The organism is Dictyobacter formicarum, assembly GCF_016587435.1.
Map to the genome: position 1 here is coordinate 193,414 of NZ_BNJJ01000017.1, position 23,788 is coordinate 217,201.

Here is a 23,788-nt window from a genome sequence, read left to right on the forward strand (position 1 = left end):
GTCAGATCTAGATGCTGCCGGATGGGCAATAATCTCATAACGAAGGTGCAGGACATGGTTGGTAAGTCAACGAGAACAGAAGCAGAGAGGTGAACGATGGCGACAGCGGGCCAAACATTTGAGAATCCCGTGACGGGTGAGAGGATGGTGTTCAATAAAACAGCACACGAGACGGACGGGACGCTGCTGGATATCGAATTCTTTGTCAAACCCTCTTCTGAGAAAGGGTTAGCCGCCCATTTCCATCCGCACTTCGCTGAACGAGCCGAGATCATCGCCGGTTCAGCCCATTATAAACTAGGTCAGACCGAACTGCCAGCAGAAGCAGGCGATGAGATTCTATTACCGAAAGACATTCCACATATCCATCCGTGGAATATAGGTAGTGATGTGTTACATTGGCGGAAGATTACGCAATTAGACAAACCAGATAGCCACATGCTCTTAGCTTCAGCAGCGTTTTTCGAGTCGTTGTACGCTTTAGCTCAACAGGGAAAGGTAGAAAAAAATGGTTTGCCCAAAAATCCACTGCAAACTATTGTGTTGTTGCAGGCGCTTCAGCCCTCAGCATATGTTGCAGGACTCCCCATTTGGATCCAACGACCATTGTTCGGAGTGTTGGCAGCCATTGGACAAGCACTAGGCTACAAATCTTCTTACACCGCGGTCAGTACATCTAGTACACCAGACCGACTCTCTCGTTAGGTTGGCTCTGGTTTGTATAAGATAGTTCCTTTGTAATAATCGTACGCCTGGAACGACACATCCTAAAAAGGAGAATAACTCATGTCATCCGAGGAAAGCAAGACGCTTGCTCAGGAATACTTTGAAAGACTCATAAACGTTCATAACGTTGCTGTGGTAGACGAGTTGTTTGACTCCAATATTAGATTCCATGATCCCGCTATTCCTGGTGGAAGTATTAGTGGCCTGGACGCCATCAAGCTCTTCTTTAACACCTTCTTTGCTGCATTTCCCGATGTTCAATTCACTATTGAGGATTTGTTGGCCGAAGATGACAAGGTTTCGGCTCGCTTTACGTGGCGCGGGACTCATAGGAGCACAATCCTGGGTATAGTTGCAACCCACAAGGTGGTGACAGTGCCAGGAACAAACATCTTCCATATGGCGAACAACAAGATTGTGGAAGTGCGTGTCTGTATGGACACACTCCTGTTCGTAAAACAACTCGTTGAACTCCCTCAGTTCGGATAGGTGATTATTGAGGAGAAGGAGCGTCATGTCGCATCAGATAGCACTGACGATAATTACCAGGATCAAGACTGGGGAGACGGAAAATCTCAAGCAACTGCTTACAAACATGAATGATACTGTTGCAAATAACGTGATCATCCCTTTTGGGAAGCTCTCCAAGACTCACTTTGCACGGTTCATGGTACTGGATGAATCGATTGATGTGGATGGCTTGTCCATTGCACCGAGTCTGGTGTTCATGATTGACTGCGATGCTCCACTTGATCGAAATCTGAAAGAACTCGTGGATGTAGCGGGCGCGGGACTTGATAAGATCTATTGCCATTGTGAAGGTTATCCTTGTCATAGTGAAGTAACGCCCGGAAAGCGACTGGCATACCTTCGCTCCAACATGGAGAAGACCAACTTGTTCTATGTGAATACAATTGGCAGGACTGTACAACAAATCCGCCAGGAGGCACAACTGAGAAAGGCTATTCAAGACTTCCTGGACCATTCTCAGCAAGACTGGGAGAAGCAGGATCCTGTGAAAGTCCGTGCTGCAATCCAGTCATTCGTGCTCAGTGAGCTCAGGTTAAGCTGGGCCAGGAAACCCGCGACACCACCGAGCTTTTTTTTCAGGCTGAAGGAAACGCTACACATGGTCGGAGTGCCGCTTTTCCTACTTATCTTCTTCCCTCTTGTTTTTCCGGCCTTTCTTCTATGGTTGGTGCTACTCCGTTTCCATGAGCTCACCGATCCTGTGCTACCTATCAAGCTTGATCCCACACACATACAGGCGCTCGAGGGTGACGAGGATTTTATCGTACAAAACCAGTTCGCCACCGTTGGCTACGTCAAGTCTGGATGGTTCTGGCGACTCACTACTATAGTCAACTTTTGGCTCGCGAATTACGCCACCCGCCACATTTTTAACAAAGGAAGTCTTGCTGGATTAAGGACTGTCCACTTCGGCCATTTGATAAGGATCAATGATAATCGGCGCGTGATCTTCACCAGCTACTATGATGGCAGTCTTGAAAGCTATATGGATGATTTTATCGACAAAGTTGCCTGGGTATTAAATACAGCTTTCGGTAATATCATTGGCTACCCCAGGACCAGATGGCTGATTTTGGATGGTGCGAGAGACGAACAAGGCTTCAAAAACTATAATCGTGGGCATCAAGTACGAACACAGGTTTGGTACTCAGCTTACGATAATCTTACAGCGGTCAACCTTGAGAACAATGCGAAGATCCGAGCGGGACTCTTTGGTGATATGAGTATATCCGAAGCTGAGGAGTGGCTCCGTCTCTTGTGAGGAGAGCATATACAGCGGAGCTACATCGACTCTTCTTTTCAAGATGCGCATGCCAAAGAGTACATCAGGGTTTTACTCATCCAAAGGGCTACCTGGACTGAACTATCACGAGCGAGAGGACTCTTATGCCTGATACACTCAACCTTGAAGATATCCAGGGAATTATCATACGAGGCTATGGCAATCTCACTGCTGCTTGTTACGTTTTGCTTGAAATTAGTGACCCTGGCTCTGCCAAAACCTGGCTAGGTTCGATAGTCAACACGATCACCAATGGGCAAACCAGACCGGAAAATGATGCTCTTAATATCGCTTTTACTGCTTCCGGCTTAAAAAAGCTTGGTCTAGAACCAGAAGTATTGGCGATGTTCTCCAACGAATTTATTGATGGTATGACTATCCCACACCGCAGTCGCATCCTGGGTGATGTGGAAGAAAGCGCTCCAGAGCATTGGGTCTGGGGAGGGCTCACCTCTCATTCCATTGATATGGTGCTTATGCTCTTTGCCAGAAACGACCAGGAACTCTTAGATAAGTACAATATGTACTTGAATACATTCCCAGCCCATGGACTTGTGGAAGTAAAGAAACTGGATACCGTCAACCTTGGATACTTAGAGCATTTTGGTTTCCATGATGGTATCTCGCAGCCTGCAATGACAGGATTGTCTGAGTCCGAGAGCCCCATGAATACAATACAAACGGGCGAATTTCTCTTAGGGTATCCAAATGAATATGGTCTCTATACAGATAGACCGTTGATTAAATCCATTGCTGACCCACGGAGTCTACTTCCCCACGATGTAAGTGGCTCTGGTAACATGGACCTGGGTCGGAACGGCAGCTATCTCGTTTTTCGGCAACTGAGCCAGGATGTTCGTGGCTTCTGGACGTTTCTCGATCAAGCCACAAAGAATCGAGATGGTAGTAGCAACCCCACTGCTCGTACCAGGCTTGCATCAAAGATGATTGGGCGATGGCCCAGTGGTGCTCCACTTGTGAAAGCGCCGGACGAGGATGATACGAAACTGGCGGACTTCAATGACTTTGGCTATCAGCAGACCGATCCCCACGGTTATAACTGTCCTATAGGTGCTCATATTCGTCGTGTTAATCCTCGAGACTCCTTGGAGCCTCAACCGGGTACCGAAAAATCCATCGCCGTAGGTAAGCGGCACCGTATCCTGCGTCGTGGACGCGAATATGGCCAACCGATCGACCCCAAGGATCTGTTTGATGACAATGGGTCAGTTGGAGAAGACCAGGATCGTGGACTTTATTTCATTTGCTTCTGTGCCAATATTGCCCGTCAATTCGAATTCATTCAGCATACCTGGGTTAACAACCCGAATTTCGATGGTCTTTATGAGGATGTTGATCCAATTCTAGGTGTTCATTCACCTGATAGAGGGACGTTTACTATACAGGCGAAACCTGTAAGGGAGCGGATAGTTGGTCTCCCAAGGTTTATATTTGTCCGAGGCGGTGCTTACTTTTTTATGCCTGGTATCAACGCCGTTCGTTACCTGGCAAGCCTGGGCCGTTAGGATTGCTAACAGTTGCCAAATTGCTGTAATTACCATGAGCTTGACCCACAAAAGCGGGTCAAGCTCAGCCTCAACCACACGCTTCAGGCGTGGTTTCTTCGGAGACAGGCTACTGTACGGATGTTGCTCTCAGAAGCTTGTCTCCCTTTAGGGACAGGAGTGTCACGCTAACAGTCTCCTCTATCATGATACCCTAGCGGACGCTGCCGGCTTCGACTGCATGCTGGTGAAGATCAATAACGCAGAATTTCCCCTCGGCCAGGCTTCCTGGTATCACCACTAAGGAGGTTCCTAGTATTTCATGCTTTAGTTCCTTGCCGCTTACCAGCACGAGGCGTGGGTTATATGTTTTGATAAGCTCAGCAAGTACTTCGCTCCCTTGCTCATGGAAACCCTTGTGCTCCGGTAATGTGGTAAAGAGGAAGACTTTCTGGTAGTCTTTAAGCTCGCCCAGGAATTTTAGCTGGTATTCCACTTCCCAGCCTGGATAGCGCAGGGTTTCTCGCTCTTCACGTATCGTATGAGGGTCGTCTATTACCGTGCCACCTATTCCAGTAAAGACAATGTAGCCGGGAGCCATGGCAAAGGTAGCATGCACCCCTCGTAGATAAGGATAGACAATTTCAATATTTGCCGCTGCCCGTAGATACTCTTCAATGGGCACGTCCTCTGGCCCAGGAATGTAAAACGTGGGTAAACGGGCCGCTGCGAGCATCTTGAAGAGTTTGTTGTAGGGCCGATTCGTAGTGCCTTTAGAAGCCAGGCTTCCGAGAATCGCAATGGCTTCTACATCCATCTCGGCAACTTTCTTGACCAACCGCTCAACTTCTTCCAGATTGCCAAGAGGTTCTGATGCTGCCAATATTTTGTTTATATGCTTGCGCATCTTAAATAACTCCTCTTATACAATTGTGCTCATTTTTGTCACATCTTCCGTTGTCATGGAGAACTTTCGCCCTTGATTCGCACGCTTTACAGTCAGATATGCTGTTCGCGGCGGAAGATCCAAAAGATCGGATCGATCAAGGCAGTCAGCACGACGCTGAAAACGATACTTGTCACAATGGGAAAAAGCATCACAACATTCGTTTTCTTATTCCTGTTTCTTCATTTTTTGTACCTCTCTCCTATGCACGATAGGCAAAGTAGAAAGTTTCACCTTCCAGGAAGATGACTACGAAGAGGAACAGGTTGTGTTGCATCGGTTCTTCATCTCCCTGGCTGATGATGGATAGCGATACATGAGCCAGGGATCGTTGTTGGCTCAGAACAAAGAAAGGCGAGTCACAGGAGTTGAGCGGTGATAAGGGCCTGGCGAACGCGCTCCACCTCTTCATTATTGAGACGGATCATGGGCCTGCCCACAACATTGGTCTCAATGATACCTCTCAGTTGCAGCGCGGTCTTGAAGGCTCCCATTGCCGAAGAGCCAGCGCCCATGCGTGTCAGGCCCACAGAGACGATATTGAAGAAGCGATAGAGGCGTTCCTGTTCTTTGCGAGCGGCCTGCCAGTCTCCCGCCTGGGCCGCCTGATACAGGCGAACATACCCTGAAGGATCGATATTTCCCAGGCCGGGTACCGCGCCGTTTGCACCTACCATCAGGGCGGCATCCACTAAGAGTTCCGAACCTGTGAAAATAAGGAAATCCGAATGGATGTTTTGTTTCGCCAGGATGAGGCCACGGAAATTGGCCTCATCCCCACTGCTATCCTTCAGGCCGCTGACAAGCTTCTCCTGGACCATACGCAAGAGCGTGGAGGCCTCGATCTTGCTATGAACGGCGACAGGGATGTCATAGGCCAGGAGCGGAATAGCAACGGCATCATGGACAGAGCGGAAATGCTCAAGGATTTCCGCCTGCCCTATACGTGTATAAAATGGGGCAGTGACGACCAGAGCATCAACGCCTGCTCGTTCAGCAGTTTTCGCATGCTCGACAACCCGGGCTGTCGTCATGTCGATTGTGCCCGCGATAACAGGTACCTGACCGGCTACAGTACGTACCGCGACCTCAAGTACTGTGGCGCGCTGTCTATCCGTGAGGAATGCCACCTCGCCGGTTGACCCCAGCACGAACAGGCCATGGACGCCAGCCTCCAGTTGAAACTCGATCAAACGCTGGAGTGAACGCGTATCGATTTCAAAGTCTTCTGTCATGGGGGTGCTGAGGGGTGGCACAATGCCGCCAAAATCTGCTGTAAGAGTGCCCATCGTTTATCTTCCTTAACTAGTATCGCTATGATAGATGTTTATGCTATTTGTTGTAGTGTTTAAGAGGCTACTACTTCATCGACTGGCTGATTACTCTGATTGATTTCTGGTAGCGTGTCGAATGACTCAACACCAGCGGTCCAGCGCAGAATGCGGCCAGGAACATTAAAGATGATGTGGTATAATGGTGTCACGCAGCGTTGTAGGATGTCGTACGTCAACGATAAAAATACTATATCTTTTTGGTGTTGTCCTACAAGTTGGTAAAGATCAGTGTACAACATACTAGAGAAGGATGCAAGGGGTGACAGTTTCAAAATTTCCTGCACGCAGCGAGGCGTTGCAGCCAAATATACAAGAATATATTAAGCAATACATTATTGAGCATCGGCTGACTGCCGGCTCGCCATTACCCGGTGAGGTAGAGATAGCCAACGCGCTTCATGTCAGCCGTAACGCAGTTCGCGAGGCGATAAAAGTGTTACAGACGCTGGGCATCGTCGAAACGCGGCATGGTCAGGGAACCTTTGTCGGTGATCTTTCGATGCAGGCGCTGGTCGCGGGTCTCTCGTTTCGCGTCTTATTTGATGCTCCACAGGATTTACGAACTTTACGAGAATTATTGGAGATACGCCAGGTTCTGGAATGTAACCTGATAGCGCGTCTTCCACAGATCATCACACCGGCCCATCTGGCGGATCTGCGCTTGCTTGTGGCCCAGATGGAGGCGCGGGCGGCCCATGGAGAGTTATTTGCTGAAGAGGATCGAGCCTTTCACGAGATATTGTATCGACCGCTTGGCAACAACTTGATTATCCAACTCTTGCAGGCGTTCTGGGATATATTTCACGCAGTACGCGAGCAATTGCTAAGTTCGGCCGAGGACTCTATGCTCACGGTCAAAGTGCATCAGACCATTGTGAACGCGCTCGCCGCGGGTGATGGCGAGGCCGCGTCGGCCGCTATGGTAGCGCACTTCGAAGGTATTCGCGCCAGGCTTGCCAACTCCCAGTGACCGATCCAGACCGGCATCGAAGATGCCATCCTCAGGATAACAATTCAAGTAGAAGCGTCTGAAGGCCGAGCATAAGGTAGTATGTAGAGCAAAAACTGTGAGTGACCTCGCAGGAGCACAGTGGAACTGGTGTGAAGCAATCAGCGTGATGAGAGTGTAGGAGAGCGTCTCTCAACGGTAAAAAGAGGAAAAGTCGAACCGCTCTGGGATAGAGGAGATGGACTTCCTGCTGAGGAGTGCTCTCAGTGGAGGGAAAAAGGTAAAAAACGAAGTAGCATGTTTTGCTTGTTGGATGAGACACAGGATGAAGGTGGATAGACTTTCGTTGTTCGTAATCGACCGGCCAGCACTTCTGAGAGGCATACGCATTACCGCGTCTGCTACGGTTCCTCTCATTGTCGGCCAACAACTGGGGCAACCTGCTTTAGCTTTGATAGCCGCCCTCGGGGGGCTCTTCGTCGCGATATCTGACACCGATGGCTTCTTTCGCATTCAGATCCTCTCATTGATCGCGACAACAGTCGGTATCAGTACCGCGGCATTTATAGGTACGATCGCCGGAAACGTCCCCTGGCTCGCCATACTGTTAGCGTTGGCCGCATCTTTTGTAGTAGGACTTGCTGGTGCCTTTGGCAATACCGTTTCCCGAGCCAGTTTTCCTGTACTCATAACACTGCTAGTCATGCTGAGCCGTCCCGACAACGTGAGTTCTGCGCTGATTCGCAGTGAGGCGATGTTGCCAGGCGCCTGCTGGGCAATTGCACTTTCACTCTTGCTAGCACTCATACAACCACTCCCGCCAAGGGAAAATGCTGTAGTCACCTACTATCGCTCAATTCAGGCGTTTTTAAAGAAGGCTGGGGAGGTCATTCTGCTCAGGCAGGATGAGCCTGGAGAGTGGGAAAAAGCTGCTCAGAATGAGCGAGCGGCGGCACTGGAGGCCCACCTTGCGGCCCATACGACGCCAGGCTCCAGGTTGTCTCCACTGGTCTATAGCAGTGCGCAGGACCAGCACCTCTTCGCATTAACCCTGCTGGCAGATCGTTTGTTTGATACTGCGATTGTCCTCCTGGAAGACATTGAAAAGGTCGATACCATCACATACGATGAGCACATACAGATCAGTATCAGACAGGCGTTACACTCTTTTCTGCACTCCCTGGAGGAGTGTATCCAGTTAATAGAAAACAAACAGACGGTTGAGCAGGTGCAGAACACACGTCAGCTTCAGCAAGCTATCGACCCACTCAGGCAGCAGGTGGCAGCAAAACAGCAGAAAACTGACGAGCAACTATTGATGAATCATGCAGATCCATTCCAATTACAGCATATCATGCAGGATTTCGAGCAGGTACAAGAGATCTTGCAGGAGATAATCACCATTGAACAGCAGCCACTGGAAAGTAGCGAAGATGAACGCGACACAGCGCTATTGCGAGAATTTTCACAACTTAGCATGGCTTCTATCATCCAAAGGATACAAGATAATCTCAATCCTCATTCATCTATCTTTCGTCACTCGCTGCGTCTTAGTCTTGCCACTACGCTGGCGGTTGCTCTCTATGAACTATTCCATCTCCCCTATGGTTACTGGATTACCATCACCGTGGCAGTGGTTCTGCGACCACAATATGGAGCAACGCAACAACGAGTATTTCGGGGGATAGCGGCAACTGTCGCTGGAGGAATTATTGCCGCCTTGCTAATTGCGAGTGTGCACAATATGCTGGTTCTCTACCTGCTTCTCATCGTGTCAGGGATTATTTCCTACTCCCATTTTCCAAACTACTTTGGTCGTTTTTACCTTTTCCTCACACCGTTTATCCTTCTGTTGTTCGACATGCTATATCCCGGCACCTGGCAGACCGCGTTCATACGCATTCTCGATACGCTTATTGGTGGCGCGCTGGCCTACCTGGTCTATACTTTGCTCTGGCCACGAGGAACACGGGTATATGTCTCAGATCTACTGGCGAACCTGATCCTGGCAAACCGTGATTGCTTACATCGTGTTGTAACAAACGTTCTGGAGCATCACGTCGATATAAAAAAGTTGCAGCAGGCCAGAGAGCATGTCAAAAGTAAATATGCAGCGCTTATTAGCGCCTATCAACAGTTACAGGATGAGCCGGAAAAAGTACGCGGAAATCTGACACTCATTGGGAACATGATGAGTTACAATCAGTATTTCTATGATAACGTTACCTCGCTTGCGAACGAGTTGCAGCGCCTTTCAGATCGTTCATGTATCACAGATCTTCGATCGATAGCGCAGGAAATCGAAAACCTGCTAACAATTGTGGCAAATGCTGTTCACAGCGAGCAGCAACTACCACAACCAGTGTCGCAACATGAGATTATACAGCGCCTGCAGGCAGAGCTTGCCAGGTTTCAGCCTGAACAGCCAACAGGTGTTGCCAATAACCAGAATGATACACGCTCATCAGGAAGGAAAGTGTGCCAGGTTGCGGTATACACATATCTCAAGCCCTTAACCGACACAGCTATCCGTATGTATGCAGCGCTGGTGGAACGATAATTTATTTCTATAGAGGATATATCTCTCTTGTAACAAAGTAGCCGACTGTATAAAACTCAAGCGGATGACGAATATGCAAAGGTTGCCAGGAGGAAACGTGAGGGTTCATATATGTACCATTCTTTTGCCAGAGAAATCCATCAGAGCATGACATGTACGTTTTGTCACATCATCCGCAATGAAGAATAAGAGAGCCAGAGCGGTTTGCAAGGCTGAGCATGATATCAGTGTGCCCTCGCGGAAGAATCATTTTACCAGGTACGTTACAGCCTCCAATCATTTCTTCCACTATTTCATTGCTCGTTTGCTTGAAGCTCGTTGCGTATCATGTGGGATGAGCCAGGTTGTCAAATTACATGTTTGGTGAAACCTCACTTCCTTCCAGAACGTGTTTAGAAAACAGAAGCCTTTTTGCTCCACTGTAAAGCTTTTCATAGCACAACACAAGAGAGATAGACAACTAGCGGTATACTACTATGGGTGGTAGAAGAATAAGACTGTATCTTTGGCATCCCAGAGCAACGGCTTACGATGCTACCATATACTTTCCCTGGTGGCATCAGCCTTTGTTCGGCTATTTAGTTGGACTCTTCCTTGTGGTTGTTACGGTGCTTGCAGACCAGCTGGTGAGATCACCTCATTTTATCTGGACGCCTTTTTGTCTGGTGACAGTCTTCGTTGGATTCATATGGGGAGTTGGTCCCGCGCTCGTCACACTAATATTTGGATTGCTTGGCTTCAACTTCTTTGTTGTTCCTCAATATCACTTACTTACCTTGAATATTGAGAACGATTTCATGCTATTTGTCCCCTTCGTATTTGCACAATTTATAATAGCTTTTCTCGCAGCTCAGCATGAAGTACAATACAGGCGTGCCCTTCGAGCGAAGCAAGAGGTACAATCGTATGCGCAGGAACTAGCCGCTACCAATCAACAACTTGAGAGAGCCAACCACCTCAAGGACCGTTTTGTCACACGCGCAGCACACGAATTAAGAACTCCTCTTACTACGATCTTAGGGGAAGCACAATTCGCATTGCGTCGCCTGAACAAGTTAGAAGAACCAACGACAGAATTGCTCCGCTGGAAGAAACATATTGAAAAGATTGAGGGACGAGCTCGCGGTTTGCATGCATTAATTGAAGAGTTGATTGATCTTAGTAGTTTCCGTTCAGGGGAGGTCCAATTACGGTTAAGCACATGCGATTTTGAGAACCTCTGCCGTAAAGCCGTCGAGGATCTGCGTCCAGTTTCGAGGCGTTCTCTTGAGTTCAAGGGCCCTTCAGCCCCTGTCATCCTTCAAGCTGATAGCGAACGACTCTTCCAACTTGTCATCAATATCATAAGGAATGCCATTCAGTATTCACAAGAAGACACTGTGATCCACGTCAGCATAAGCACAGAACCTTCCCATGTACTGCTCCAGGTTCATAATGATGCTCCTGCGCTTTCTCAAGAGCAACAAGAGCATCTTTTTGAGCCATTTTATCGTACTCCTTATGCTGAAACCATGTTCAGAGAAGGATGGGGACTTGGTCTCGCGACGAGTAAAGAAATTGTCGAGCGACATGGTGGGCGTATTTGGGTGGAATCATCTGAAGGAAAAGGCTTCACCTGTTTTGTGCAAATTCCTCTTGTTGGCTTCTCCTCTTCATAGCGAGCTACGAGGCTATGGCAACGAGCGCACTCTCTACTCGTATTTCTTGGATTAACCCGACTTGTGATAATCCCTGCATTATAGGCTTTGTATTTGCTGTATGTGAAGACACGCCCCTTCATCCAAATTGTCCTGTTGGCCTTCAGCAATCATGCCCGTTTTTCGTCGGTTGCGTGCGATGCGTCCGATTTTGTGGGATCATTATAGTGCTTTTATCAATATACATGATCCGTACTGGATCATGAGTTTTTATGCTCATGATTTTATAAGTGCATAGAAATGCAATGTGATAATATAAAGATGTAAAGAATTGATCCTCACCATATGAACTTATCGACTTATTATTCCCGCTGTACCTTCGGGAATTGAACAAGCGGCATCTACATCGATACCACTGAAAGGATCAGCCCATTTCATCATTTGACCATGATCGAGATTGCCAAACCAACCCCCATCGCCTTATACAAAACCGAGTGGAAAGCGGTTCGACGTTGCGAAGAGGCTCATGCACATGGGCATATAGAAGCAGTAACAGATGAAAGTATTTTTTGTGGGGTATCGGTGCATCTAGTAAAGGAAGTGGACTATGAGCGATATTGAGGGAACAATGCGCGTTCCCTACTTCGAGGGACGAGGCGTTATCAGTTCTAGAGAAAAAGCAGTACCAGAGGTAGGACTGGGACAGCTATTGATTGCTATAAAAGCCAATGCAATCTGTGGCTCAGAGCGTGGAGCTTTTTATGAAGGTTCTGTCTGTACACCCGGGCATGAGGCCGCGGGCATCGTAGCTGCTGCTGGTCCTGGTACCAGTACAGCAGTAGGAACGCCTGGAGTGATCTTCCTCATGGACTACTGTGGCACCTGCCGTTCTTGCCGCCAGGGTTATACCAACCAATGTTTAATGAAACGTGGTGATATGGGCTTCAATCGTGATGGTGGTTATGGGCCATACGAACTTGTTCATGAGAACATCTTCTTTCCCATTAACGCCGATCTTTCTCTGGTAGAGGCGACACTGCTGTTGGATATTATGGGGACGGGTGGACATGCGATACAACGAAGCAAGTTGGTTCACAAGGATATCGAGTCCATCGTTGTTACCGGCGCTGGTCCTATTGGCCTGGCTGTTCTGGCAATGGCAAAAATCACCTTTGGTGATGACATACCAGTGCTCATCTCTGATGTCAGCACGTACCGGCTGGCATTAGCTGAGCAATTGGGCGGAATGCCTATTCACCTCAAAGAGAAGACTTTGCTGGAAGGTGCGAAGATGCATGGTCTGAGTTCTGTAGACGTTGCTATTGATACCAGTGGTCGGAAGAATGCTCGGCAGGAGGGTTTGCAGTTACTTGCGCAGCGTGGAGTGCTAGTTTGCGTCGGTCATGGTGAAGATTTACACTTACAGGTTTCTCCCGACCTTATTGCTGCTGAACGCGCGGTTATGGGCAGCGAGTACTTTACCTACAGGGAATTTGCTGCGAATCTGGAATCATTGCGTCAGCATCGTTCCTATTTGCGCCAGATTATTACGCACACCTATGATGTATCTGAGATACAGCGTGCTTTTGAACTTTTCTTTCAAGGCCAGACAGGAAAGGTTGTTATTACTCATGAATGAGAACGGACAGGTCAAGGTTGCATTGATTGGAACTGGAGGCTGGGGTTTACAGCATGCTCGTATCCTTAGTATGCACCCAGAGGTAGATTTCTGTGCGATCGTGGGGCAGACGGCTGAAAAAGTACAGGCCCGTGCGGCGCAGTTTGGGGCTCGTGCCTATCTTGATATTCAAGAGATGTTAGATAAAGAGCAGCCTGATCTGGTGAATATATGTTTGCCAAATCAGGCGCACTTCAAGCCGACGCTGCAGGTCATTGAGGCTGGCTATCCGCTTTTTGTTGAGAAGCCCCTGACGTTTAATATTCATGAGGCGGATATGTTGTTGGAGGAAGCGGCCAAACGTTCCCTCTTTTTCGCGATCAACTTCAACCATCGTTATGCGAAGCCGGTACAGATGGCTTATGAGGCAATTCGCACTGGTCGTACTGGTGAAATAGTCTTTGCCTCCTGGCGTTTTGGTGGTGAGGGGATGAGTAACCATCCCCATGCGAATTTGATTGAGACGCAATGTCATGGCTTCGATATGCTTGAGTTTCTGTGTGGACCGATCGAGTCAATTATGGCTCAGATGACAGATAAAACGGGTGGTGGCTATCGCACGCTGGTACTTGCATTGCGTTTTGCCAATGGAGCTGTTGGTAGCCTGATCGGTTCCTATGACACGTCCTATGCATATCCTGATACCCATAGAGTAGAGATCAATGGAAGCATGGGGCGTATCCTTATTGAGGATACTGTACGTCGCTATACCTATCATCGAACTGGCGATGAGCTAGGCGAGATCTGGCAAGCAGGTTATTTCAATGATTATGCGCGTGAGTTTCATCGTACCTTTGATGGGCACTTCGATGCGGTTGTGAAGGCTTTGAAACACAATGAAGTTCCCCCTGTGCATGCGGTTGCGGGACGCCGTGCCCTTTTGCTGGCCCAGGCCGCCATTACCTCTTTTGAACAAGGAAAACGTGTGACTATTTCGTCAGTATAAGAGACAATGGTGTATGGTGGGGGGTCAGACATCGTGTGTTCATGCTGGTAAATAAGGTGACGAGTGAGCAATTAGCGCGAAGAGTGAGCACGGGGACAAACATTCCTGGAAAAACCGCTTCCCATCTGGTATACTTCCTCTAGAAGTTGTAAATGGCGAGGCGTGGGAATGTATGGTCGCACCGGCAGTAGAGGGCATTGATTTATTTAAAATTGCGGATCGCTCCATTTCAGGGTGGATTCCCAGTTTCAAAGCTAGCACCGTTTCCCATGTCCGGCAGCCGTTCTGTAGCCAGTTGGAAGAACGCCTTATGCTCTGGCTGGAATACCACCCCCAGGTGGCCCGCTACGCGCGGGGTGACATTGGCCCTCAGTTTGCCACGACCTACCGACTGCCAATCCCAAAGGATGCCCCCTTTACCATTGGTTACACCTTTGAAGGCAATCCCCATACCTATCTCCCCGATATCGTCGGCACGCTCACATCAGGAAAACTGTTCATCGCTGAGGCGGGCATGGAGGATAACAAACGAGGGAATCGCAACCTTGCCAAAGCGGAGGCCGCACGAAGGCTGGCCAGCCTTGGGCAGGGGGTTTTCTGGATTGGGACCGAAAAGACACTCACGAAATTTCGTCACTACAATCTGGTCTTCTTGCACGCCAGGCGAGAGAGCTTTCTCGCCTTTGCTGACATAGCCGAGGCCGCGCAGGGAGTCTGGCCTTGGGGAGAAGTCGCCAGTGTTGAGGAGGTCGCGCAAAGGCTCGCCCAAAGATGGCCGACCGCTCTGGTAGAAGCGGCGGTCTGGAAAGTGGTGGCAGACAGCGCGGCAACGGGGCATCTGTTGGTCGATAAGGAACTGACAGACCAGGGGCGGTTACAGTACAATCACCCGTTCGGACTCTGCCTGGTGGCCGCAGCGCGTGGAAGCGTTATCCCATTCAAGGAGACGTTAGATCAGCCTGAGACGACCTGGCTCCAATGGCGTCGCCGCCTCGACAAAGTGCAACCGTTCTGTCGTGTGACAAGCCACACCAGCGAAGAGGTGCGCGAGATCCTGGCCTCCCTGGAAACGGTGTACCGGGAACTCATCCCGCAGCTCAACCTGCGCCGATGGTCCGGCTCGATCTACACCTGGCTCACCCAGCCTGTCCTCGACCCAGCGAACTCTGGCCGTGTCACGATGGATTATTTGATGAAGCTGGTAACGACAGCCCTGGAATGGACCTATCAAGCCAGAGAATCCGATGTGCGGGCAGAGACGCTGGAGCTAGCCGCGTCCCTGCTCGTTCTCCGCAAAGATACGCTTCGGATCATTGATGGAGCAGGACCAGGCGTCGAAGCAGATCAGGCATCAGACACGAAGCCAGAGCAGGCGAGCGAGACGCAAGCAGAACAGGTCTCTTCCTCCAATGAAGAGCAAAAGATTCCACCGATCTCCCCCACAGAACAGGCGACTCAGGCTCAATCTCGACGACCTGAGTCTCATCCCAAGAGTGGAGTCCAGTTGGAGCCGAACCAATCAGCCAAATGCACGTTTTTCGGGGTGGTTCCCATTGACATCAAGCGTTTTGAGGAGAGTGGTGTCTCGCTTGTGGAGTGTCCCGACTGTGGGAGAACATGGACCCTTTCTCCGCGCGGCGGAGTTCTGCGTTTCAAGTCTCACGACAAACGCAAAACGAACACTCCCAATACCGGACGACGGTGGGCCATGGGAAAAACGACCTGGGAAGTCGTTGGAGGAGAGAGAACGTGACACCCATTTTAACCACGAAACTGTATCTCCCGCGGCTTCGACCGAACGTGGTCAGACGTCCTCGCTTGCTCGAGCGGCTGAACGAGGGTCTGCACTGCAAACTGACCCTCATCTCTGCCCCCGCTGGCTTTGGGAAAACTACGCTGGTGAGTGAATGGCTTGCCGGAGGCTCTCGACCGACCGCCTGGCTCTCACTGGATGAAGGGGAGAACGACCCCGTACTCTTTCTAACGTACCTGGTCGCGGCTTTGCAGACGATTGCGGCGAATATGGGGGAAGGAGTGTTGGGTCTGCTCCAATCAAGTCAGCCACCGCCACCCGAATCAATTTTGACGGCCCTGCTCAATGACCTGACCACCACGCTCCTGGAGCAGTTCGTCCTCGTCCTGGATGACTACCACGTGATTGACACCAAAGCGGTTGACCAGGCCCTCACCTTTCTCGTCGAGCATCTGCCACCACACATGCACCTGGTTATTACCACCCGTGAAGATCCACAGTTCCCCCTGGCCCGGTTACGTGCCCGGGGCCAATTGACCGAACTGCGCTCCGCCGACTTGCGGTTTACCCCCTCCGAGGCCGCCGAGTTTCTCAACCAGGTCATGGGCCTCACCCTCTCGGCAGAAGACATCGCCGCACTGGAAAGGCGCACCGAAGGCTGGATTGCCGGTCTGCAATTAGCCGCGCTTTCCATGCAAGGCCACCAGGATGTTTCCGGGTTCATCCGGGCCTTTGCGGGAGACCATCGCTACATTGTGGACTATCTGGTCGAAGAGGTCCTCGAGCGTCAGCCCGAACCTGTCCGCAGCTTCTTACTCCAGACCTCCATTCTTGACCAGTTGAGTGGTCCACTCTGCGATGCTGTCACCGGCCAGCAAGAAGGCCATGCGCGGCTGCTCGCCCTGGAGCGCGGCAACTTCTTTGTCGTTCCGCTGGATGACAAACGCCACTGGTATCGCTATCACCATCTCTTTGCCGACGTTCTCTTTGCGCATTTGAGGGCGGAACAACCCGATCAGGTAGCTACTCTGCACCGGCGCGCGAGCGTGTGGTACGAGCAGCATGGCTCAGTGGCCGATGCGATCCGCCACGCGCTGGCCGCCGAGGATTTCGCGCGAGCAGCAGACTTGATAGAGCTTGAACTGCCAGCAATACAGAGGAATAGGCAGGAGGCCACGCTTCTTGGCTGGCTCAAAGCGCTCCCCGACAAGATGATCCCTTTCAGGCCCATGCTCTGCGTTGGGTATGCCTGGGTGTTACTGTCTGGCGGCGAGCTAGAGGCCGCTGACGCCCGATTGCAGGACGCCGAACGGTGGCTGGATATGATGGCAGACCGACGAGAGAAACCGGAAGCCCCATCGGCTGAGATGGTCATTGTGGACAAAGAGGGATTTCACCGTCTCCCGGTTTTCGTAGGCGTTTACCGTGCCGCACTGGCCCTGGCTCTGGGCGATGTACACAACGCCATCCAACACGCCCAGCGGGTGCTCAACCTCGTACCTGAGGAAGACTATCTCGGACGAGGAGCGGCAACGGGACTCCTGGGGCTCGCCTCCTGGATGAATGGGAATCTAGAGCTCGCGCACCGAACGTTTGCTGCTGGCATGGCGAGTATATGGATGGCCGGGAATCTCTCTGACGCAATCAATGGGACCATCGCCCTGGCTGAGATCAGGATGGCGCAGGGTCGCCTCCATGAGGTCATGCGTACCTACGAGCGCTCTTTGCAGAAGGCTCTGGAGCAGAACGTGCCTGGGCTGCGAGGAATAGCAGACCTGTATGTGGGAATGAGCGAGTTCCACCGTGAGCAGAACGACCTGGATACCGCCATGCAGTTCCTTTTGAGAAGCAAGGAGCAAGGCGAGCATACCGGGTTACCGTCAAACCGGCATCGTTGGTACGTGGCTCAGGCTCGAATAAATGAGGTCCAGGGAGATCTGGATGGCGCTCTCGACCTGCTCCACCAGGCAGAGCGCCTGTATATGAGAGACCTCTTTCCCAATGTGCGTCCGGTAGCGGCACTCGTGACACGGGTGTGGGTTGCGCAGGGGAGGTTGGGTGAAGCCCTTGGCTGGGTGCGTGAGCGGGGCCTTTCCGCTGCGGACGATCTGAGTTACCTGCGCGAGTTCGAGCACATCACCCTGGTCAGGGTGCTCCTGGCGCGGTATAAGAGCGACCGTACAGACCGTTCTAGGCTTGAGGCCATGGGATTGCTGGAGCGCCTGCTGAAGGCAGCGGAAGAAGGTGGGAGGACAGGAAGCGTCATCGAAATCCTGATGCTCCAGGCCCTCGCCCACCAGGCGCAAGGCGACATCTCTGCTGCTCTTGTGCCGCTGGAACGCGCACTCTCGCTGGCCGAGCCGGAGGGCTACGTCCGCATGTTTGTGGACGAAGGCCCACCTATGGCGCTCCTGCTGAAAGAGGCCACCAAACACGGGGCCCCTGCCTGGGGGGCAGGCAACGCCCCGAACTATGTTCGTCAACTTCTGGCAGCCTTTGACAAGGGTGAGGACAGAATGCCCGTCAAGCAGAATGTGATCGAGCCACTCTCGAAACGTGAGCTTGAAGTGCTTCGGCTGCTCAAAACCGGCCTGGACGGCCCGGAAATTGCCAGCAAACTCTTCGTGTCCCTGAACACCTTGCGTACCCACACCAAAAACATTTACAGCAAGCTCGGAGTGAACAACCGTCTGGCAGCGATCCTCCGGGCTGAGGAACTCGATTTGTTCTAATGAACGAACACAGCCCCCACCAGCCCCGGCAGGTTTGTCGAACCACGTGCCAGGGCTTTTTCTTTTCCTCACAGCCTCTCGACAGCCTCTCGCTGAACCAATCACCACAGCAATCACCACCTGTGGTGATGCCTTCTCACCACATGCTCTTGTATCTTTTCATTAAAGAAAAGAACGCCTGCAACGGCGTTGAGCTTCATCCATAGGAAAAAATGCACGACGCGTACCATGAAGGAGAAAAAACCATGGCTATCAACGAACGAACGAATGTAATCAAGCAGACTGCAACCCTGAAAGGAGACAAACACATGAATACCAATCGCGAGACCTCAGCCATGAAGGAGAGCAACATGAAGATCACCGCCTCGAATCTCATCCGTTGGACCGGCCTAGCAGCTATGGCGGCCGGGATCTATTTCGCGGCCATTCAGCCGATCCATCCACCTGATGTTGTTGCGTCTGTCACCACCAGCGCGTGGGCGATCATCACCCCCCTGAAGACGGCCATGTGCCTCCTCTTCCTGATCGGCTTCGCGGGGCTCTACGCCAGGCAAGTGAAAAAGGCCGGTTGGCTTGGTCTGGCCGGGTTTGTCCTGTTGAGCCTCAGTTGGTGGCTCCAGACGGCATATGTCTTCGCCGAAGCCTTCATCATGCCAGTGTTGGCGACCTCGGCGCCGAAGTTTGTGGATGGCTTCCTGGGGATCGGCGCTGGGCGCGCGAGCGAAGTGAACCTCGGAGCCCTCCCAACGCTCTATACGCTACTGGGGATCCTGTATATGCTCGGCGGCCTGCTGTTTGGCATCGCTACGCTCCGCGCCGGCATCCTGCCGCGCTGGGCGGCTGGTCTGCTTGCCGTCGCGTCCGCGCTGACTCCCTTGGCTGCGCTGCTCCCGCACGCGACCCAGCGGCTAGCGGCGATACCGGTGGGGCTAGCTGTGGCCTGGCTGGGCTTTGCGCTCCTGTCTGAGCGACGAGAGCAGGCCTCCGAACCCGTACCCGGCAAGGTAAGCCCCCAGCTCAGCCCAACCGCAGCCGAGTAAGGCGCTGGAAACTGCATAGAGTGGACAAGCGGCCACACGGCCGCTTGTCTCATCGGTAAGGCGCGTCAACCCCGCCAGGCTACTGCGTAAGGCGTCAAACACGGAGTTGAACCAGGCTGCTTAGGCAAAGTCCGAATTGTCAAATCACCACATCAATCACCACAGGTGGTGATCCTTTCTCACCACATGAACTGGTATCTTCTCATCAAAGAAAAGAACACATGCAAAAACGTGGAGGTTCATCCATATGAGGAAAATGCACGAGCCTGGACGTTACGAGATTCGCATCGAGGGACACCTTGAGAAGCGGTGGGCCGACTGGTTTGAAGGCCTGACCATCACGGCTCTCGACAACGGCGAGACGTTGTTAACCGGCTCGGTAGTCGATCAGGCCGCCTTGCATGGCTTGCTGAGAAAAGTGCGTGATCTAGGCCTGCCATTGCTCTCGGTCATTCACGTTGCACCCGAAGGGGAATAAGATCATGAACAAGCAGATCGAGTTGATCACTCCGAATCAATCCAGAGCTTCAGTTCCTACCAGGAAGCGGACTACCGCCTCCACCAGAGCCGATTGGCTGGTACCGGCCGCGCTGATCGCGCTCACCGCTATCCCGTCCCTCGCAGGGACCGTCCGCCTGGCCGGCCTGGCCGAAAGCACAGGGATGACGCCGGACGATGCACACTTCTACGCTATGCCCCTGCCGGTGGTGCTCCACATCCTGGGCGCCCTCCCGTTCTGCATCCTGGGCGCTTTCCAGTTCGCCCCCGGATTTCGCCGCCACAGACCTGGCTGGCACCGCCTTGCCGGGCGGCTGTTGGTCCTATGCGGCCTTGCTGCCGGTCTTTCGGGGCTGTGGATGACCCAGTTTTATCCCCTCCTCCAGACTGGTCTCCTGTATAGCTTTCGGATGTTGTTCGGCTCGGCCATGGTCCTGTCGATTGCCCTGGGCCTGGTTGCCATCCTGCGGCGGGACATTGCCCGACACCGCGCCTGGATGATGCGCGGCTATGCCATTGGCCAGGGCGCGGGCACGCAGGCGCTGACCGGTCTGCTCTGGGTACTGATCTTCAGCACACCGAATCAGCAGACCCACGAGTGGCTTATGGGTGCCAGTTGGGTCATCAACCTCGTTGTGGCCGAATGGATCATCCGCAGGAAGAGTTCAAAGGGTCGCAAAATGCAGAAGCGGGCACACAAGGCGCGACCTCAGCAAGCGATTTACTAGCAACACGCCTAACATAACATACTTAACATAAGGAGAATTCTCAAATGAAAGCACAACCTGGGGCCAGGATCGAGCCCCACGACTTACAACAACGGACAGGAGATCCTCACGTGACGGAACAGACTCGAGGAGCGTCGCCACGCCAGCTGGCCAGAATTGCCGGCGCCCTGTACCTGATCAACATCGTCCTAGGCGCCTTCGCCACCGCCATTGTTCCCGCCATGGTGGTCGTGTCCGGCGATGCGGCAGCCACGGCCCACAACATCCAGACGCACGAACTGCTCTACCGGCTCGGCCTGGTGGCGCACCTCGCGGTCACCGTGACCAACGTCCCCCTGGCGCTCATCTTCTACGAACTGTTCAAGGTGGTGAATCGAAGGCTTGCCCTGCTGGACGCGTTCTTCATCCTGGTCGCGACCGCCATCGAGGCGGCCGGCCTCCTCAACCAGTTCGCACCGCTGGTCCTTCTAGGCAGTGAATCCTATACGAGCGCTCTTCCGGCGGCACAGCTGCAGGCGCTGGCGTACATGCCCAACGTCCTGTCGGGGATCCACTACAGCATCCACACCGTGTTCTTTGGCTTCGACATCATCTGCTTCACGTACCTGGTGCTCAGGTCAAGGTTCCTTCCCAGAGCCATCGGCGTCCTGCTGGCGATCGACGGCCTGGCCTACCTGGTCTATAGCTTCGCAAACCTCCTGGCACCGGGGTTTGCAGCCCATCTAGTCCCCTGGATCCAGCTGCCCGCGCTCTTTGGTGAAGGATCGCTCTGCCTGTGGCTCCTCTTGGTCGGTGTGGACGTCGAGCGATGGAAAGAGCGGGCGAGCGCGGCAATCCGGATGCGGTCCACGCAAATGGGGGCACTGGAATGAAAGCTGTGGTCTGTTGCAGATACGACCCACCCGAAGTCGTAGAGGTCGTAGAGCTGGCCAGCCAAGCCTGCGACCTGTTGGTGGCGAAGGCTTTGTGGATCTCAAGATGTACGCTGCCGACAACGCGGCGTCCACGGCTTGGAACGTGGTCGCGAATGCCGGACTTGTCCGCATGGGCGTCGTCGCCCACCTGTTGGATGGGATATGTTTTATCTTCCTGGCCCTTACCCTCTACATCCTGCTGAAGCACATGCACAAGAGCGTGGCGAGGACAATGGCCGTCCTCGTCGCATTCGCGAGCTGACTCTAGGAGGGCATGTTGTCTTTCTTCCTGGAGGTTTTCAGATGAATTTACAAGGTGTCGATGGAAGAAGCAAGATGGGAAGCGGTTTTTCAAACGTCAATGGTTGTACTGCTCACTTTTCGCGCCGAGTGCTCGCTCGTCACCTCAAAACGTGCTCACTTATCACCTTATTTACCACATGCGCGAGAACCGACGCTGCAGGTGTTTCAAGAGAGATACCCCGCATATTTTATGCTCTTTTTATATTAAAACTGGATCTTTGCTGCATATGTATCTGTTGTATAATCATCGTACAGAACATCTAAGATCGCTTGCTATGATAAAGACACCAAATATCTATTCTACAAAAGATTATATTGATAGATAGCATGATGTGGCATATACTATAAAGCAATGAAAATCACCTGCTGTGTTTTTTAGAAGGAGTGTTTTATGACAGACAGGGATCGTGAACTTTCTCTCTCTATTTTATGTATTGATGCGCTGTCTGATCGTGATTACTATCAAGAGATAAAAAAAATGATATCGACTTCAAAAGGTGGCATCAATATACAGATCAACGATAATCATAAAAGCACTCCTGAATTAAATGAGCAAGCAGAGCGTTCAGCTTTAAATCAGGTCAAGAGCCAGGATGATCCACCTGATATCGCCGTACTGCTATTGAGTCCTGATTATTATAATAATTGTAGTGCTTTTCATGCTGAAATTATCAAAAGGTATAAAAAGGACGAAATTGTAGTTCTGGGTATCGCTATTGCTGCCTGTGATTTTGAGGATACGGGTACAATACCGATCTTATTTAAAGACCATCCTCTTGGAGAGAGGGAAATTACGGACGCATCCTACCAGGAAATTGTGAACAAAATCAATGTTGCTATTGATCATGTGCTCAAAAAGAGAAAATTAGCCTCATTAACGTCAATAGTCACAGAACAGACTGATATTGGTTCCTGGCCTATTCCTCCTCGGGTTCAACCCTTTCCTACGCCCAATCCGGGCGGATTGTCGCATGTATTCATACATTTTTTTCGGAATGTGTATGAAAAGACCCCCGTGCTATATCGATATTTATCGATTGGTATCGTAGCATTACTTGTAGGCGGCCTGGTTGGTTATCAACTTCATCCCCAGGCTACCAGTTCTAGTATTCCCAACACGCCTGCCTCTCTACTACGTGCGCCTGCACACATATTGCTGGTGACAAGTGATCAGGATAGTGGGCCTGGTACCTTGCGTGACCAGGTGGAGAGAGCTCATGATGGTGATATCATTTCTTTTGCACCATCTGTGAAGGGCGTTGTATTGAAGAGTTCCCTGGTTATCACAAAGAGCATTTCTGTATGGGGAGATAGCAGTCATGCGCCAACACTCTTTGATCAGGCCACCAGTACGAGGCGTGACAAGAGCAGTCATCCGGTCACTATTGAAAGTGGTACAGGTTCCGCCAGGATAGATGTACGTCCTAAGCACTACGTGACGCTGTCAAATCTGACATTTTTGGGAGATAATATTCCCCTCGATAATGCCTTTATTATGAATGCTGGTGATGAAAATACTATTGGATCAGGAGAACTCTTACTGATTGATTGTGATATTTCACAATTCGAGTCGGATTATAACGGAAGCTTTATCAGTAATATCGGGGGAAATGTCGAGATTCGAAATTCTTATTTCTCGAATAATAGCTCGCACGGTGACGGTGGTGGTGCAATCTATAATTTACGGGGAAAGCTGACACTTGATCATAGTACCTTCACCCAAAAT

At 51.4% G+C, this 23,788-nt stretch carries 20 protein-coding genes and 3 pseudogenes; 17 read left to right on the top strand and 6 right to left on the bottom strand.

Annotation, left to right across the window (positions count from 1 at the left end; genetic code table 11):
- The first annotated feature begins 96 nt into the window (after positions 1-96).
- From JMI88_RS27080 to JMI88_RS27095, 4 genes are all read left to right on the top strand, one after another.
- A complete protein-coding gene (locus JMI88_RS27080) occupies positions 97-705 on the top strand; it encodes a cupin domain-containing protein (protein ID WP_201365083.1) in 609 nt (202 codons plus the stop codon).
- Positions 706-786: 81 nt separating this feature from the next.
- A complete protein-coding gene (locus JMI88_RS27085; protein WP_201365084.1) occupies positions 787-1,215 on the top strand; it encodes an ester cyclase in 429 nt (142 codons plus the stop codon).
- 25 nt (positions 1,216-1,240) lie between these two features.
- The gene (locus tag JMI88_RS27090) at positions 1,241-2,518 is read left to right on the top strand and encodes a hypothetical protein (protein ID WP_201365085.1); all 1,278 of its coding nucleotides are present in this window, start codon (positions 1,241-1,243) and stop codon (positions 2,516-2,518) included.
- Positions 2,519-2,643: 125 nt separating this feature from the next.
- Positions 2,644-4,065, top strand: coding sequence for a Dyp-type peroxidase (locus JMI88_RS27095; RefSeq protein WP_201365086.1), 1,422 nt, complete (start codon positions 2,644-2,646; stop codon positions 4,063-4,065).
- 193 nt (positions 4,066-4,258) lie between these two features.
- On the opposite strand, the gene JMI88_RS27100 is transcribed toward JMI88_RS27095, so the two are convergent.
- The 4 genes and pseudogenes from JMI88_RS27100 to JMI88_RS27115 form a co-directional block, all read right to left on the bottom strand.
- Positions 4,259-4,951, bottom strand: coding sequence for a metallophosphoesterase family protein (locus JMI88_RS27100; RefSeq protein ID WP_201365087.1), 693 nt, complete (start codon positions 4,949-4,951; stop codon positions 4,259-4,261).
- A gap of 92 nt (positions 4,952-5,043) precedes the next feature.
- A pseudogene (locus tag JMI88_RS40900) lies at positions 5,044-5,151 on the bottom strand (hypothetical protein); the annotation flags it as partial.
- 198 nt (positions 5,152-5,349) lie between these two features.
- On the bottom strand, positions 5,350-6,279 hold the full coding sequence (locus JMI88_RS27110) for a dihydrodipicolinate synthase family protein (protein WP_201365089.1): 930 nt from the start codon (positions 6,277-6,279) through the stop codon (positions 5,350-5,352).
- 59 nt (positions 6,280-6,338) lie between these two features.
- Entirely contained in the window at positions 6,339-6,500 is a 162-nt protein-coding gene (locus JMI88_RS27115; protein WP_201365090.1) for a hypothetical protein, read from the bottom strand.
- 83 nt (positions 6,501-6,583) lie between these two features.
- Between JMI88_RS27115 and JMI88_RS27120 the strand changes: the two genes are divergently transcribed.
- From JMI88_RS27120 to JMI88_RS27130, 3 genes are all read left to right on the top strand, one after another.
- Positions 6,584-7,294, top strand: a complete 711-nt coding sequence (locus JMI88_RS27120; protein ID WP_201365091.1) for a FadR/GntR family transcriptional regulator — start codon at positions 6,584-6,586, stop codon at positions 7,292-7,294.
- 304 nt (positions 7,295-7,598) lie between these two features.
- A complete protein-coding gene (locus tag JMI88_RS27125; RefSeq protein ID WP_201365092.1) occupies positions 7,599-9,833 on the top strand; it encodes an FUSC family protein in 2,235 nt (744 codons plus the stop codon).
- A 476-nt stretch (positions 9,834-10,309) separates the two neighbouring features.
- Entirely contained in the window at positions 10,310-11,491 is a 1,182-nt protein-coding gene (locus tag JMI88_RS27130; protein WP_201365093.1) for a sensor histidine kinase, read from the top strand.
- Here the strand turns inward: JMI88_RS27130 and JMI88_RS27135 are convergent.
- Positions 11,464-11,625: pseudogene (locus JMI88_RS27135) on the bottom strand (zinc ribbon domain-containing protein); the annotation flags it as partial. The gene JMI88_RS27130 and the pseudogene JMI88_RS27135 overlap by 28 nt on opposite strands.
- Before the next feature lie 452 nt (positions 11,626-12,077).
- Here JMI88_RS27135 and JMI88_RS27140 point away from each other — a divergent pair.
- The 6 genes from JMI88_RS27140 (at position 12,078) to JMI88_RS27165 (ending at position 20,097) form a co-directional block, all read left to right on the top strand.
- Entirely contained in the window at positions 12,078-13,109 is a 1,032-nt protein-coding gene (locus JMI88_RS27140; protein WP_201365094.1) for an alcohol dehydrogenase catalytic domain-containing protein, read from the top strand.
- Complete coding sequence (locus JMI88_RS27145) at positions 13,102-14,094, top strand: Gfo/Idh/MocA family protein (protein WP_201365095.1); 993 nt, start codon at positions 13,102-13,104, stop codon at positions 14,092-14,094. The genes JMI88_RS27140 and JMI88_RS27145 overlap by 8 nt, the downstream gene beginning before the upstream one ends.
- Positions 14,095-14,266: 172 nt before the next feature.
- The gene (locus JMI88_RS27150) at positions 14,267-15,847 is read left to right on the top strand and encodes a DNA repair protein RAD18 (RefSeq protein ID WP_201365096.1); all 1,581 of its coding nucleotides are present in this window, start codon (positions 14,267-14,269) and stop codon (positions 15,845-15,847) included.
- Positions 15,844-18,579, top strand: coding sequence for a winged helix-turn-helix domain-containing protein (locus JMI88_RS27155; RefSeq protein WP_201365097.1), 2,736 nt, complete (start codon positions 15,844-15,846; stop codon positions 18,577-18,579). The genes JMI88_RS27150 and JMI88_RS27155 overlap by 4 nt, the downstream gene beginning before the upstream one ends.
- 245 nt (positions 18,580-18,824) lie before the next feature.
- Entirely contained in the window at positions 18,825-19,619 is a 795-nt protein-coding gene (locus JMI88_RS27160; RefSeq protein ID WP_201365098.1) for a hypothetical protein, read from the top strand.
- A gap of 247 nt (positions 19,620-19,866) precedes the next feature.
- Complete coding sequence (locus JMI88_RS27165) at positions 19,867-20,097, top strand: DUF8691 family protein (protein WP_201365099.1); 231 nt, start codon at positions 19,867-19,869, stop codon at positions 20,095-20,097.
- 49 nt (positions 20,098-20,146) lie between these two features.
- Here JMI88_RS27165 and JMI88_RS39675 read toward each other — a convergent pair whose 3' ends face one another.
- Positions 20,147-20,416 carry a hypothetical protein gene (locus JMI88_RS39675; protein ID WP_236023085.1) on the bottom strand — a complete coding sequence of 90 codons (270 nt, stop codon included), beginning with the start codon at positions 20,414-20,416 and terminating at the stop codon, positions 20,147-20,149.
- On the opposite strand from JMI88_RS39675, the gene JMI88_RS27170 reads away from it, so the two are divergent.
- From JMI88_RS27170 to JMI88_RS27185, 4 genes and pseudogenes are all read left to right on the top strand, one after another.
- Positions 20,312-20,845: a DUF2306 domain-containing protein gene (locus JMI88_RS27170; protein ID WP_236023084.1), complete on the top strand. Its 534-nt coding sequence runs from the start codon at positions 20,312-20,314 to the stop codon at positions 20,843-20,845. The two genes, JMI88_RS39675 and JMI88_RS27170, sit on opposite strands and share 105 nt — an antisense overlap.
- A gap of 44 nt (positions 20,846-20,889) precedes the next feature.
- Complete coding sequence (locus tag JMI88_RS27175; protein ID WP_201365101.1) at positions 20,890-21,717, top strand: DUF4386 domain-containing protein; 828 nt, start codon at positions 20,890-20,892, stop codon at positions 21,715-21,717.
- A 94-nt stretch (positions 21,718-21,811) separates the two neighbouring features.
- Positions 21,812-22,021, top strand: a complete 210-nt coding sequence (locus JMI88_RS27180; protein WP_268906028.1) for a DUF4386 family protein — start codon at positions 21,812-21,814, stop codon at positions 22,019-22,021.
- A gap of 432 nt (positions 22,022-22,453) precedes the next feature.
- A pseudogene (locus tag JMI88_RS27185) lies at positions 22,454-23,788 on the top strand (hypothetical protein); the annotation flags it as partial.